This window comes from Carnobacterium jeotgali MS3 (assembly GCF_000745125.1).
In the GTDB taxonomy this organism is placed as follows: domain Bacteria; phylum Bacillota; class Bacilli; order Lactobacillales; family Carnobacteriaceae; genus Carnobacterium_B; species Carnobacterium_B jeotgali.
On the sequence record NZ_JQNF01000010.1, the window covers coordinates 902,511 to 916,593 of the forward strand.

Below are 14,083 nucleotides of genomic sequence, written 5' to 3' on the forward strand. Positions count from 1 at the left end.
ATCGGAAAAATCCATAACATATCAAAATTTCAGATACACGATTTTATCCAATTTTATGTATCTAAGTAATTAGGAGTAGTACGTCTCAGCTAATTAAGAATTATATCCAACTATAAATGTCCAAAAGATTACACAAAGCGAAATTAATGTAATCATTATTCCTACAATTATACTAATTAGAGCTGAGATTTTGCTTTGTTTATGTATTTTAATTCCGGTAGTTATTAGCAAAATGCCACCAATCAAAAAAATTACTTCAAACAGTAATATAGGCCATTTAAATTCTATCATATTTTTAAACAAACTCATAAGTCACCTCCCTTTAGCAAGTATAACCAAAAACTAATTGTATTAGATATACTGATAAAGCAAAACAACGACAAAAAAATAACCGTCTATTAATTTAATCAACTTGCTACCGTCTTAAACAGGAATATATCTTAGTAGCATGTACTCAATTATATTCTATCATTATTAAGTCTACAATTATCATTTTCTTTTGCTATATGATAGATTATTTTATCTATTTTTTTCTAAGTGAGGTTAGTCTACTTAATAAAAAAATCTTGTAGTCACCCCAAATAATAGGTTAAAATTAAGTGATCTATTAATAATTCAAGCGAAGAGGAGATATATGCTTTTATACTTATCAAATAAAACAATCTTTAAAAGAGCTAGTAAGTTCTTTTTATTTCTAACAAGTCTATCAATAGTTATAGCTTTAATAACTTACATGTTCAGTTTAAACATTTCAAACATTGATTTTATAAAAATATTTGAGTCAATAGGCGATAATGAACAGCTTATCCAATTAAATGGGATACAAAAAGTAGAGGCTTATATCCTTAATAATGGTTTTAAGGTCCCTCTACAGATGCTGATTTTGTCTACAATTCCAATACAATTTTTATACCTACTAAATATCATTATACCTGCTGCTCTTATAGGTGTTGCCTTTGGAATCATACTACAAGTTGATTTAGTTAAAGGAATACAGGTACTCGTTTCAAGTATGCCATATTATATTGTTGAGGTTTTTGCATTCTGTCTATTCGCAGCTATTTTGTATGAGTTGAACCAGTTTATTCGAATAAAAATTAAAAATATTTTCAAAAAAAATAAAGAGAAAATATCGTTTACAAATAGAGGTCTAGAAGCTGTAAAACTATATGCTCTGTTCATTCTCCCAATGCTGATTTTCGCAGCATTTTTGGAGACGTATTTAGCAGAGATATTATTCGTTTTTTTTCAATAAAAAGTAAGTGATTAAGCTAATAACTACATATTTTTCATTATTAACTTTATGTTCAATTTTTTTAACTTTTATAATGATCGATATGATGCAATATTTGAAATTACCATTTGAGGTAGCTCAGGTTATTGAGACAACTGTTAATGACTTTTTAAAGTATTGAATAATATGGTTGTTTAGTGCTTTATTTTTTAATTTTAATCAAAAAAAATATTGATTTACTAAGGTTCTAGATACGTGACTTTATCTAATTTCATTTATTGTATGGGAGATTATACTGGCAAATTTTTACCAAATATATTTAATAATTATTTTTTTTAAGAGAATGGAGATTAAAAAAATATGAAAGTTGAAGTGAAAGAATATAACGAAAAGTGGCCACAAATGTTCAAAGATGAAGCTGAAAAAATTAAAGCTGTTTTTGTTAATGAATTAATCGATATACACCATATTGGAAGTACCTCTGTACGCGACTTAAAAGCTAAACCAATCATTGATATCATGCCAGTAGTGAAGCATATCGAAAATGTCGATTTATTTAATCTTCAAATGACAGAAATCGGATATGAACCTCTTGGTGAGTTTGGGATAGAAGGAAGACGTTATTTTAGAAAAGGAAGAGATAATAGGACTCATCAGGTACATGTATTTCAGGCGGATAATAAGTATGATATTGACCGTCACTTAGCGGTTAGGGATTATCTCAGAACGTACTATGAAGCAAGAAAAAAATATGAGAATTTAAAGAACGAGCTGGCTGAAAAATTTCCGAATGATATCGAATCCTATGTAAGTGGTAAAGATAGATTTGTTAAAGACTTAGAGAAAAAAGCACTAATTTATTACAAAGAACAGTAGTATCTGATTGTTCAAGTAAGTGGATTTTGCCTAAGAATAAGATTGTTTTCCAATTATTTTCCTGAGTTCGAACTAGAAGTTAACAAAGTTCTATATAAATTATTTTAAGCCATTTTATGTATTAATCTTGAAAACTAATTTTTTTTAATAAGGAGGAGCGAGATGAAAGAATTAGTAACAGAGAGATTACTATTAAGAGAATGGAAACAAAAAGATAGCAAAGACTTATACGAATATGCACGTAATAAATTAGTTGGACCTAGTGTTGGATGGTCACCTCACAAAAATGAAGAAGAAAGCAAAGAAATAATAGAGATGTTTATCAAAGATAAAAATACATATGCGATTGTTTTAGAATCAGAGAATAAAGTTATTGGAAGTATAGGACTTCATGATAGGAAACCAGATCATACTATTACTAATTTAAAACAAAGAGAAATAGGATATGTATTAAATCCTAAATACTGGGGAAGAAATATTGTTCCTGAAGCAGTAAATGAATTAATCAGATATTCATTTGCTGAGTTAGAGTTAGATTTAATCTGGTATGGCCATTTTGATTTTAATGGTAACTCTAAAAGAGTTGTCGAAAAATGTGGATTTAGATATAAATTTACAAAAAACGAAAAGTTGAAATTCCTCGAAAACAAAGAAGTTACTACTCTTTATTATTGTATTTATAAATTTGAATGCTAGGTATCAAATTTGTAAATAATATCGAATTTCATGTATCGAAAATTCTTGTTTTATAAAAAAATAAAATATGTTATCTTTAAGCCAAATATTTAACTACGTAATCATAATATAAGGAGTGCATTTTATATGGCTTTAACTTTAGTATGTTTCTTGTTTATAATCTTTGTTATATCGAAGAATAAGGACAAATATCAAAAATAACCGGAACCTTGTTAAATTAAGATAGACTCATGAAAACGAAGGAGGAAATCATTATTTTATGAATTCATTGAAAAATAAAAATTTAACGTTATGGATATTCTGTTCAGTCGTGTTATTTTTTTTACTTCTTAGCTGTTTGTATGAGCCCTTATTATCAAAAATTTTAACGCTCCGTGTAGAAAGCATTATGATAAATGGAGAAGTAAAGTATCCGCCTTTCACTCCTCTTGAAGTTCTGCCATTTGGTACAGATATCATAGGATTTACTATCTTTGCTAAGATTATTCAAGGCTTTAAATACACTTTTTTTATTGGGTTATTATTAAGTACTGCTCAAATATTCAGTAGTTTAATTATAACTATTCTGACTCTTTATAAATTAGGCTCAAAAGTTTTGCTGCCTCTATTTTCTTATTTTGACAAGCTTTTTACATTAATTCCTAAACCGTTTTTATTGCTGCTATTAATAGGGCCTTATTCTGATGCATTACTCTTTAATACCGATAATGTCCAACCTTCAGCTAATTTAAAATTTGTAATGATTCAATTATTCATTCTATTTCTTGTAGGAATTCCTAATTTGGTTAAACTGTATCATTCTGAATTAAGTGTTCTTTTCAAGCAAGATTTTGCCCTTGCTAGCCAGACATTAGGGAGTTCTAAGTTTAGAATGATTGGATATTCTTTTAAACCACAATTAACAGAACTTACCTTAAATTTGTTTTTCAAAATCCTAACACAAAATTTATCTCTTTTTATTTATTTAGCTTATTTCCAACTCTATCTAGGGGGTTCCTTAGTAACCCAGTTAGATGCAAGCACTACATATACGGCAACTATATCTAACGAATGGAGCGGTCTAATTGGGCAGAATATCAATCGATTAGCCAGTACTCCATGGACGGTGCTCATTCCGTTAGCTTTTTATGGCGGCTTTATTCTCTTGCTCAATGGAATCAAGCGATCTTTAACGGGAGGGATGCAAAATCAATCCATATAAAAAAATTATAAAGCAATCCATTTTGTTTATTACCTTACCGATGGGTACCATTCTACTTGTTTGTTTAAGCTATTCATTACCATTAAGCATGGGAAATACAGAATTACTATTCGAAATTGTAAAAGAATCTATTAGTCAAATTTTTACATATCGGTACTTATCTGAATTATTCATTATTTATCAACAAACCAACGGTGACTATACGTTAAAATTAATCAGTACTAGTTTAACCATAACATTATTTTCACTTCTTATTTACAGTTATTATTTCCCAAAAATGAAGAATAAAAAGGTAATGAGATTGATAAAATATTTAGAAGACATTGAGAGTTTACCTGTACTTGGTATTGTGTTCTTCATCCACTGGTTGAGTGTCGTTATCTACAAAGAAACTTCCATCTATCTATTTAAAACAGTTGGTACACCCAGAGAACCAGCGATAACTGTTCCATTAGTTATATTGAGTATTTTTCCAATTATTTTTCTGATTAAATATATGACTCCGTATATCAAAGATGTTTATCAATCTAATTATTTTATCTTCGCAAAATCACTAGGCTATCCTAAATATAAGCTATTCTTTTCCTATGTTATTCCAAATTTACTCCCATTTTTAGAAAACATTATGAAATTTATTTATCTAGAAATGATCACAGTAATGCTTTTTATTGAAATTCAATTCAATACAGGAGGACTATTAACCGGCTTAAGAAATACGCAGTTTATACCTTCTGATACTACCAGCCCGCAAACAACGGTTATCAGTTATTTGTTTTTGTTGTTGTTTCCGTATGTTCTTATGAGCTTTTTTTTTAAAACAATCCATTTTTTTAAATTACACAAATAAATTAATCCAAATTTAATATAATTATCTATCATTCAATAATATGATCTAAAAAATAAAAATTATGTAACAGAAAAAAATCAAGTTTTCATTAGCGCAATGTATTTTTTGTTTGAAAGGGTTACGGGCACACCTATTTTATGTGTATTTTTCTTTCTTTAGAAAAACAGCTAATTGATAGGATGAAATCAAAAGTAAACCCCAATATACAAAACTTAAAAGAGCTCCTAAACCACTAACAGGTAAGATAGAACCAACGATAGGATTAAAAATCAAATCAAGTGCAAAGAAGTTTAAAATGGTTTGAATAGCTAACTTTACAGACATTTACAAGCCTCCTAACAATTAAATAAAATAAGTTCTGTAGCTTCATTCTCACTACCTATAAAAAATATGTATACCCTAATTGACACTAGTTTATTCAATGGAAATTTTCCTTAAAAAGTATCTTCGTTATGGATCATTAAAAAAATCTTTCGCTTTCCAATAAAGGGAAGGAGAATTTTTATTATTTGAGTTGTAATATTTTATTACTATAATTGCCAAAAAAAGTAGAGTTTGCATAGAGAAGGAATGCTAAAAATAGAATAACCTCTGTTTCTACTTTCGATATAACTAGGATAACAATTATAGAAAGTAATATATCTATGATTCCACTTAAAATAGCTAAAATTTTAAATTTTTCTTGTTTTTCTTTAGGTACATCATTAATTTGATATGAATCAATAGGCGCTAAAGTAAAGTAGCTTACAAAAATAGACTGATATCTCCCTAAAAAAATATTAATTATCCCAATTAGTTTACCTAGTATTAATATCGATAAAAAAGTAGTAGCTATGTAATTTCTCATAAAAAAGCCTCATTTCAAATTCTAGTATGACTTAAACTAATTTTTATTTTAACACGCATTCAACATAATAAATCAAAAATAATGCAGCACTTATATTTACTATTGTATAAGCACCATTCGTTATTTCAAAAACTATAAAATATTAAATTTACAAATTAATATCTGAGAATAAACAAAGCATATCCACAGATCATTCTGTTGTTTATCATAGTTAGAATAACATTAAAAAAATGGTTTACATATCAGTACTTTCTTTTTCCACTTATAATTGTCTAATCTAACTATGACCATATCAGAAAGTCGGGTAATAAAATTGTGTTTTTTGTTTCTTAAATAAAATAGAAAGCAAATACAATATCAATACACAGAGACAAGGAGTTTAACAGATGAATAATGCGATAGTATCGATAACAAAATTTATTTTAACCATTATCTTTCTTTATGTAACTAATGCATTGATTAGTTTATTATTTGGAAACATAATACCTCATCCAGATGAAATGAAAGGTGCAATTTTTATCTACCTGTTTATATTTATAGGAGAAATTATACTAGCTTCACTAGCTACACACCTAGTATTTAAAATTGCAAAAAAGAGCATTAAGTATCAAGGTATAGTGTAGAAACTTTAGTCACTGAATTATAAACAAGCGAAACAATAATTATTCCTAAAAACTAAGTGTTATAAGCTGCTATTCCAAAATGGAGTAAAAGCTGATACGTCAGTTCCACTAGCGTATGCTGTCTTTCCAGGAGGCAACCAATTAAAAGTGGTTTGGAAAGAAGAGTCTAATAGCTATGATACGAAGTTGCTAACATTTAAGTCAGACGATAAGTTTATTGAAATTAGTTACCAAAATAAAGAACCGAAGAAACAAACTCAAATTTTTGAAATGCTCTCTGATTCTCTTTTACGAGACGAAACCGGCCGAGAATACCAATGGTTTGAAGATGAAGTAAAATAATGTAACCAATTTTTTCTTACTGTATTCTTAAAGTCTACCCGAAATAGAGAGTTAGTAGACATTAATCAAGATTATTAAGTATAAAGGAAGTTGTATGAGCTAAAATAATTGTTTATAAGTTTCCCTTTTTATGCAGATTAAGGAGCGAAACCGTAAAAAGTTAAGATGAAAAGGGCATAACCTAAAGCAAATATACTTGTTAATATAACGATAGCTCCAATAATTATCGCATATTTTAAAAAAACTAAATAGATATCGGCGTTCATTATTAATTTCCTAAATAGCAGTATCAAAACTACTTCCAAAGGGATAAATAACAAAAAGTACAATGTAGCTAAACCATTATAGTAAATAGTTATTCCTTGATTAGGTAGAGATGTTTTGAAATATAAAGAAAAGCCTAGTAAGAATACAATAAAGATTAGATTGATTACAACAGAGTAAATACGAAACTGCGTTTTGTACTTACTAGGTAATTTAAGGCCGAAAGAGATTAAACTGTATATCGCAGATATTATAACTGCAACGACAATATTTAATGGAAACGGCATATGAATTCTCCTTGTCATAAATTTATGGGTAGATGAGTCCTCTAAACATGATTTTTTAGATATGTATAGTTAGTAATTTTTGAGAATCTCTCTGTATTTTTAGTATTAAGTTTAAGTTCTGTTTATTGAGCTTCTGATTCGATAACTGTAATTTCTCCGTCTGAAGAGACTGCGCTGACTCCTTTAGTTCTATCGCTTTCGTTTATCCATTCAATATAATACTCATCTTCTTTTTTATCTGTAGAAATAATTTCAGCCGTGCCATTAAAAATACTATATTGATCAATAACTAGTTTTGTTCCGCTTCTTCTAGGGACATAGTTGAGCATCCTGCTAAAAAACAGCTAGTATTCAACCTAAAAACAATAGCCTTCTCATTGGAAATCACCTTTCAAAATAAAAAAACTATTTTTTTTCATTAAAAGATCTGTAGATGGAAACAATGCCTAATACAAATAAACAAAAAGCATAAAAATAAAAAATGCCATTGAATGCAGCAGAAGATGTGTTTTCTAATCCATAAACATATACGTGCATCCACAAACCGCTACTTAGAGCTATTACACCGCTTAAAAATTTCATTTAAAACTCCTCCTTTAAATAACGCTTTCAATAACGTTTATTATACTATTAATTTACCTATTAATATATCTTTCACAGGTGAAGAATTAGGTTTCATGTTTATGGACGTTAATGACTAACTAAAAAGCTTGAATCTGTGGTGTTATCTTTTACTTAAATCTTACTGGTCTTTAGGTTAATGTTACCCGGAAACAGATTAATGTATACCATGATTTTTAGAAATTTTAATCTATGGGTTAAACACAAATAGAGTAGTTAATTAGTTGTAAAATAGTGTATAATGAGGAAAAGTATTTCAAAATGAGGATACGATGAGGAGGGGGAAGCGAAATGACAATGAAAACATTTGGACTAAAGTTGGATAATCAAGTTTATCGTACCCGTATTGGCGTACATGTTGTGATTTTTGACTCAGAAAGTAAAAAAATCTTACTCGTTTCACCTCCAAACGGCTCATATTTATTACCAGGTGGAGAAATCGAGAAAAATGAGACTCATGAAGAAACGGCTCAACGTGAATCAATGGAAGAATTAGGATATGAAATAGAAGTTGGGCAGTTTATCGGTGAAGCAGAAGAGTATTATTACTCCAAACACCGCCACCAGCATTACCACAATCCTGCATATTTTTATATTGCTAAAACATGGAAACCTATTTGTGAGCCACTAGAAGATTTCAATCAATTAGAATGGGTGTCCATTCCTGAAGCCATAGCTAAATTAAAAAGAGGCAGCCATAAATGGGCTGTAGAACAATATGAAAAACATTATCTAAAGATGGGTCAATCTATATAAGAATGAAAATACTAAAAGGGAGTTGAGACGACCGTCTCAACTCCCTAAATCATTGTTTTATTTATCTGCTTCATAAGCAACGGCTGTTACTGTTACATCAATATTTCCACTTGTAGCTTTTGAATAAGGACAAAAAGCATGCGCTTTTTCTGCTAATTCTTTCGTAGTTGCGTCATCTTTGCCTTCAATTCCAACTTCTAGTTTAACTGCAAGTTTAAACCCGTTATCAGTTGGGTCTGAATGCAATTCAACTGTTGCAGTAACTTGGCTTTTACCAGTTACTTTTTCTTCTTTCATCATATGTTCTAAAGCTGAATTGAAACAAGCGCTATAGCCTAGTGCGAATAATTGTTCTGGGTTACTTCCTTGTCCAGGGCCACCCATATCTTTTGGAGTAGAAACACGAACAGAAAATGATTTATCAGGTAAATGGCTTTCACCATTTCGTCCACCAGTATTAATTGCTGTCGTTTGATACATTAATTTTGAATCTGTCATAGTTGTAAATCTCCTCTCTAAATTATCGTACGTATTAAGTATACTAACATTTGGATTAAAACTCTAATCATCTGTTTAAGAGCATTGATCTAAAGAAAAAATTAGTTGAAAAGAAAAAAAATAGGTCTAAAATTAGAAGAGAATATAGAGAAAGGAGAGAGGTATATGCCATTTGTACATGTTGAATTAGTTGAAGGACGGACCGCAGAACAAAAAGCTGGTCTAGTTAAAGATATTACACAAGCCGTAGTGAAAAACACTGGAGCAACAGAAGATAAAGTTCATGTTATTATTGAAGACATGAAAAAAACCAACTACGCTGTGGGTGGGAAATTATTAGGCTAAATAATAAAAAATAAGCTATGAGTTGTAGTATATCCTCATAGCTTGTTTTTTTTCGATTATTTTGAGGAATTATGAATTGGACTGTTCTCAAAAGCAATGGCTTCAATTGCTTTAGCGACACCGTCTTGTTCATTTGTATCAGTAATGTAATCACTTACGTCTTTTACGCTAGCAATAGCATTGCCCATGGCTACACCCATTCCAGCGTATTCAATCATATCGATATCATTTTCATTGTCTCCAATAGCCATGATATTTTCACGAGGAATAGACAAAATTTGTGCTAGATCTTTTAGTGCTTGACCTTTACTGGCAGATTTGTTTAACACTTCTAGATAAAATGGCTCACTTTTTAAAACAGTGTAGTCATCATAAAAACTTTTTGGAAATTTAGCAATGGCCGCATCAAGAACGTCAGGATCATCAATCATCATCATTTTACTGATTTCTATTGTTGGGTCCATTTCTGCTACTGTGCGGAATCGAATCGGCATATTGACTAAAAAGGATTCTCTTACACTGTATGGACTGATGTCTTTGTTAGCAGTGTAAATGTATTTTTCATCAATTGTATGACAATGGCTTCCGACTTGACGACTCATTTCTTCAATTTTCAGAAAATCCTCAAAACTTAATGTGTGATGAGCAATAGCTTTTCCATTATGTGATTGCTGAACTAATGCGCCATTGTAAGTAATGACGTAATCGCCTTCTTCTTCTAAATTTAATTCTGCGAGGATTGAGTTTACACCAGGTAAAGGGCGCCCAGTGCAAATAACAACTTTAATCCCTTTGGTTTTAGCCAATTTAATGGTTTCTTTAACCTTAGTACTTATTTTTCTTTCGGGTGTTAACAATGTGCCGTCTAAATCGATGGCAATTAATTCTATAGTCATTTAGGTGAGTCCTCCACTAATTTATTTGGGTCAATAATGGCCCCGTTCTTAATATAACGATTAAATTCATCGTATAAATGTTCAAATAAAGTTATTTCATTTGATATTCCTGGTTTTAAAAATTCTTTTGGTACATAAAAACGTTCATCGCCACGGACCTTTCCCGTTATAGAAGAAACAATTTCGCTTACTTTAGAAAGTTCAACCAATGTACCATCTTGATGAACTAATTCTATTTGTGTGCGGTTAGTATCTTGATTAGGCCGGTAAAAGTCATAAGGAAGATCGTAACTGTTATTGATAGCTGTATAATAGTCTGTATCGTATCCAGCTTCACGAATAATACTTTTCAGCTCTTCGATCAAAGCCATATCAGTTGTGCTAGAAAATTTAACGGACTTAAAGGGATGGCGATCTAGGAAACGTGTAGCCAAATCGCTTAAAATAGGATCTTTTTCTTCTTTCCATAATGTAAAGTAAGTGGCTAAAACACCATCATCTAATTTTAGATAATCTTTAAGAGTGAAGTTGTTTTCAAAAAAAGGCACAAGTAAGTTTAGTTGATCGGTAAAATGGAACTCTGGATCAACATACATTTTTTTTGCACGGTTTAACAAATGGTCTAATATGACTTCCATACCTCTCGAAACAGGGTGAAAATAGACTTGCATGTACATTTGGTAACGGCTGACGATGTAATCTTCAACTGCATGCATACCGGACACTTGAAAATAGATTCCATCCTTGTAAGGACGAATCACTCTAAGCACACGCGTCAAATCAAATGTACCATAATTGACACCGGTATGATAGGCATCACGCAATAAATAGTCCATCCGGTCGGCATCGATTTGACTAGAAATGAGTTGGACCACTTGCGGGTTAGGATAGGTTTTCTGGATAACACTGGCAACTTTTTCCGGAAAATCTTCACTAACTTTAGCTAAAATTTTATGAACTTCCGTTTCTGGAGAGTTAATAATAGCTACAGTAAACTCTTCGTGATCTGTTTTAAAAATATGTTCAAATGTATGAGAATAGGGTCCATGTCCAATATCATGTAACAATGCTGCACATAAGGCAACTAAACGTTCATTATCATCCCAACCGCCATCACCGGGTGTTTGAGTAGCATAATTTCGCTTGAATTTATCACAGATTCGACGAGCAATTTCATAGACACCCAACGAATGAGTGAAACGCGAATGTTCTGCACCATGAAAAGTTAAAGAAGAGGTGCCTAATTGTTTGATTCTCCGTAATCTCTGAAATTCGCTTGAATTGATCAAATCTAAAATAATCTGATTTTGAACATGAATATAGTCGTGGACTGGATCACGTAATACGTGTTCGATAGGCAATGAAAATTTATCATCATAAAGGTCGCTCATTCGCTTAACTCCTTATCAATTGAATTGCCGAGCATTTGCTGGTTGCGGCGAATCATTTTTTCAAAGCCTTCATTATAATCGGCTATAATTTCTGAAGAATACTCACCGGCTACAATCGTGCAGTTGTTTTGAAGAAGCGTGTGTAAAATCAAATTCTTCATTTCAGCTACAGTCAAAGAAATGCCGAGTAAATCTTCTAATGTAGCCATTGCAGCAGGATCTACTGATGGAAAATGCCATTTGACCGTTTCGCCTTTTAAGCCTGCCTGATAAAAATCACGAATCATTTCAGCTCTCTTCGTTTGGTTGCCGTTTACGCTGATGTAGATCATAATGGCTACACCATTTTTTAAGCGTCTTTGTGAGATGCCGGCAAATTTTTTTCCATCAATACTTAAATCGTAATCTCCAGGACAATAAGAATTTTTAATTTCGTAAGCAAGACTTTTTTTTCCAAATGGTTTGAGGGCATCATTGATCAACTGCATCATATAGTCATATCCAGTATTGATAGGCATTTTTTGCTGAGGATCTTCAGGCAATATAAGTGAAAAATTTAATACACCCTCATCTCCTACAACTGCTAAACCTCCTGAATTACGAACGATATAAGGTTGTCCGTACCCTTCAAGGACCGCCAATGCGTCTTTGAAATATGGTAATTTTGTATCCATCATGCCTAGAATAACTAAATTTATAGTTGGCCAAAAATGCACAATGTTCTTTTGGTACTTTCCAGCATAACGCAATAAACTATCTGTTAATGCAAAGTGAGAAATGGTTTTATTGGGAAAAGGCATAGTGGTAGCTTCGTAAAGTTCATAAGAATGATTGGATAAAAAATCTTTTTTTTCAGTAGTTGTCATTGGTTTTACTTCCTTTAGGTTGATTATAAATAACGATTCTTCCTTATTATAGCAAATTTTATTGCAGTGTTCTTCCTTAACTGTTTCAAAAAAGCATAATATTCGCTTTATCTATGATAAGATAGGTATGCAATAAAATGAAAAAGGCGGCTAGAATTACTAAACCTTTTGTGAACAGTAGATAAGGAATAAAAAATAATGAGGTGAGACAATTGGATTTATCAAAAGGAAGAGCAGCGCAAATACATTTAGAGACAATTATTTCTCAAGGCAATGAAACTGAAAAACACGTATTCGACGAAGCTGGTAAAGTCGTTCAAATGAATTCGTCTTATTATATTCGTTTCCAAGAGACCTATGAAACAGGAGTCGTTCCTGTAACGGTTAAAATTGATCCGACTGGAATCGTTACTCTTACACGTAAAGGTGAAACGACTACACGAATGCGATTCAATAAAGGCGAAAGATTTGAAACCCTCTACCGTACGCCACAAGGTGCAGTCAGTATTGAAACAATGACAAAAAATATGCAGATTAGTTATACAGATGAACCCTTTTCTGGAAGAGTATACATTGAATACGATTTGTTTTTAGGAAAAGAAAAATTAGGAGATTACAAATTACAATTGCTTTTTACTATTTAAATATTGTATGATAAAGAATAGACTGTTGAAAGGACGTGGCTTTCGTGAAATTAACACAATTTGACGGGCAAAACAAAAATGAATTGTCAATGATTGAAGTAGCTCATGCCATCTTAGATCAAAAAGGAGAAATCCTTGATTTCTCAGCTTTACTAAAAGAAGTACAAGAATTCTTAAACATAAACTCAAAAGAACTTGCTGTTGCAACTTCTCAATTTTACACAGACTTAAATATTGACGGTAGTTTTATTTCCTTAGGAGAAAACCGCTGGGGACTACGTTCATGGTACCCAATCGATTTCATCGATGAAGAAGTGACTCAAGGAAATGAAGATGAAGCTCCACGTCGTAAAAAACGCAAAAAAGCTAGTGCATTTGTTACAGGTGAAGATGATATTGATTACAATGATGACGATCCTGAAGACGATGATTCTCCTGAAGAGGAAGAAGATGACGATGCGACTACTTACGGTGGACGTGTTAGTGTTGATGAACATGGCGTAATGATTGATGATGAAGACAAAGAAGATCTTGGAGAATACAAAGCTGATTTGTCTGAATTAGGTACAGATGACGAAGAAGATGAATTACCTGATGGTGTTGAAGGCGATCTTACCATCATCGAAGACGAAGATGAAGACGATACCGAAGACGAGTATTAATAAGGACTCTTCTAAGGCAACTTGTTACTAAAAGGAATATCTTGACGGTTCCTACAGAAATGTGTATTATCTATATTGGGCTCCCTTAAATTCAATTTAAGGGACAGGAACTATAAGTAATCAAAAGCTCCCTATTCTACTAATGGATAGGGAGCTTTTCTGTTTTTATTATACATTGCTACCCAAG

The 14,083-nt window shown here is 31.5% G+C and carries 19 protein-coding genes; 11 read left to right on the top strand and 8 right to left on the bottom strand.

The genetic code is table 11. The annotated features are described in order from the left end of the window. The first annotated feature begins 634 nt into the window (after positions 1-634). From BP18_RS11910 to BP18_RS11930, 5 genes are all read left to right on the top strand, one after another. Positions 635-1,255 carry a stage II sporulation protein M gene (locus BP18_RS11910; RefSeq protein WP_029277195.1) on the top strand — a complete coding sequence of 207 codons (621 nt, stop codon included), beginning with the start codon at positions 635-637 and terminating at the stop codon, positions 1,253-1,255. 339 nt (positions 1,256-1,594) lie between these two features. Next, on the top strand, positions 1,595-2,110 hold the full coding sequence (locus BP18_RS11915; protein WP_029277196.1) for a GrpB family protein: 516 nt from the start codon (positions 1,595-1,597) through the stop codon (positions 2,108-2,110). A 162-nt stretch (positions 2,111-2,272) separates the two neighbouring features. After that, on the top strand, positions 2,273-2,806 hold the full coding sequence (locus BP18_RS11920; protein ID WP_029277197.1) for a GNAT family N-acetyltransferase: 534 nt from the start codon (positions 2,273-2,275) through the stop codon (positions 2,804-2,806). A gap of 259 nt (positions 2,807-3,065) precedes the next feature. After that, positions 3,066-4,007 carry a peptide ABC transporter permease gene (locus BP18_RS11925; protein WP_029277198.1) on the top strand — a complete coding sequence of 314 codons (942 nt, stop codon included), beginning with the start codon at positions 3,066-3,068 and terminating at the stop codon, positions 4,005-4,007. Positions 4,008-4,029: 22 nt separating this feature from the next. After that, positions 4,030-4,854 (top strand): peptide transporter, encoded by an 825-nt coding sequence (locus BP18_RS11930; protein ID WP_231549468.1) that lies wholly within the window; start codon positions 4,030-4,032, stop codon positions 4,852-4,854. Between the two features lie 135 nt (positions 4,855-4,989). On the opposite strand, the gene BP18_RS11935 is transcribed toward BP18_RS11930, so the two are convergent. Both BP18_RS11935 and BP18_RS11940 read right to left on the bottom strand, forming a co-directional pair. Continuing rightward, positions 4,990-5,178 (bottom strand): hypothetical protein, encoded by a 189-nt coding sequence (locus BP18_RS11935; RefSeq protein WP_029277201.1) that lies wholly within the window; start codon positions 5,176-5,178, stop codon positions 4,990-4,992. Positions 5,179-5,359: 181 nt separating this feature from the next. Beyond that, positions 5,360-5,701 (bottom strand): hypothetical protein, encoded by a 342-nt coding sequence (locus BP18_RS11940; protein WP_029277203.1) that lies wholly within the window; start codon positions 5,699-5,701, stop codon positions 5,360-5,362. Between the two features lie 386 nt (positions 5,702-6,087). On the opposite strand from BP18_RS11940, the gene BP18_RS11945 reads away from it, so the two are divergent. Further along, complete coding sequence (locus BP18_RS11945) at positions 6,088-6,324, top strand: hypothetical protein (RefSeq protein ID WP_029277204.1); 237 nt, start codon at positions 6,088-6,090, stop codon at positions 6,322-6,324. Between the two features lie 147 nt (positions 6,325-6,471). Beyond that, a complete protein-coding gene (locus tag BP18_RS11950; RefSeq protein ID WP_029277206.1) occupies positions 6,472-6,666 on the top strand; it encodes a hypothetical protein in 195 nt (64 codons plus the stop codon). A 673-nt stretch (positions 6,667-7,339) separates the two neighbouring features. Here BP18_RS11950 and BP18_RS11960 read toward each other — a convergent pair. Both BP18_RS11960 and BP18_RS12640 read right to left on the bottom strand, forming a co-directional pair. Continuing rightward, positions 7,340-7,546, bottom strand: coding sequence for a hypothetical protein (locus BP18_RS11960; RefSeq protein WP_029277210.1), 207 nt, complete (start codon positions 7,544-7,546; stop codon positions 7,340-7,342). 76 nt (positions 7,547-7,622) lie between these two features. Then, entirely contained in the window at positions 7,623-7,799 is a 177-nt protein-coding gene (locus BP18_RS12640; protein ID WP_155860407.1) for a hypothetical protein, read from the bottom strand. 330 nt (positions 7,800-8,129) lie between these two features. On the opposite strand from BP18_RS12640, the gene BP18_RS11965 reads away from it, so the two are divergent. Next, positions 8,130-8,594 (top strand): NUDIX hydrolase, encoded by a 465-nt coding sequence (locus tag BP18_RS11965; protein WP_007721699.1) that lies wholly within the window; start codon positions 8,130-8,132, stop codon positions 8,592-8,594. A 57-nt stretch (positions 8,595-8,651) separates the two neighbouring features. Here BP18_RS11965 and BP18_RS11970 read toward each other — a convergent pair whose 3' ends face one another. Next, complete coding sequence (locus BP18_RS11970; RefSeq protein ID WP_007721696.1) at positions 8,652-9,092, bottom strand: organic hydroperoxide resistance protein; 441 nt, start codon at positions 9,090-9,092, stop codon at positions 8,652-8,654. A 165-nt stretch (positions 9,093-9,257) separates the two neighbouring features. Here BP18_RS11970 and BP18_RS11975 point away from each other — a divergent pair, with 165 nt between their 5' ends. Next, on the top strand, positions 9,258-9,437 hold the full coding sequence (locus BP18_RS11975) for a 2-hydroxymuconate tautomerase (protein WP_007721694.1): 180 nt from the start codon (positions 9,258-9,260) through the stop codon (positions 9,435-9,437). A 56-nt stretch (positions 9,438-9,493) separates the two neighbouring features. On the opposite strand, the gene yidA is transcribed toward BP18_RS11975, so the two are convergent. From yidA to BP18_RS11990, 3 genes are read right to left on the bottom strand one after another with little or no spacing between them, the layout of a single operon-like run. After that, positions 9,494-10,333 (bottom strand): sugar-phosphatase, encoded by an 840-nt coding sequence (yidA, locus tag BP18_RS11980; RefSeq protein WP_007721692.1) that lies wholly within the window; start codon positions 10,331-10,333, stop codon positions 9,494-9,496. Continuing rightward, a complete protein-coding gene (locus BP18_RS11985) occupies positions 10,330-11,724 on the bottom strand; it encodes an HD domain-containing protein (protein WP_007721690.1) in 1,395 nt (464 codons plus the stop codon). Before BP18_RS11985 ends, yidA begins: the two co-directional genes overlap by 4 nt. Continuing rightward, positions 11,721-12,590 (bottom strand): lipoate--protein ligase family protein, encoded by an 870-nt coding sequence (locus tag BP18_RS11990; protein ID WP_007721684.1) that lies wholly within the window; start codon positions 12,588-12,590, stop codon positions 11,721-11,723. Before BP18_RS11990 ends, BP18_RS11985 begins: the two co-directional genes overlap by 4 nt. 203 nt (positions 12,591-12,793) lie before the next feature. On the opposite strand from BP18_RS11990, the gene BP18_RS11995 reads away from it, so the two are divergent. Both BP18_RS11995 and rpoE read left to right on the top strand, forming a co-directional pair. Next, positions 12,794-13,234, top strand: a complete 441-nt coding sequence (locus tag BP18_RS11995) for a DUF1934 domain-containing protein (protein ID WP_231549469.1) — start codon at positions 12,794-12,796, stop codon at positions 13,232-13,234. Positions 13,235-13,278: 44 nt separating this feature from the next. Beyond that, complete coding sequence (gene rpoE, locus BP18_RS12000) at positions 13,279-13,896, top strand: DNA-directed RNA polymerase subunit delta (RefSeq protein ID WP_007721681.1); 618 nt, start codon at positions 13,279-13,281, stop codon at positions 13,894-13,896. The last annotated feature ends 187 nt before the right edge of the window (positions 13,897-14,083 follow it).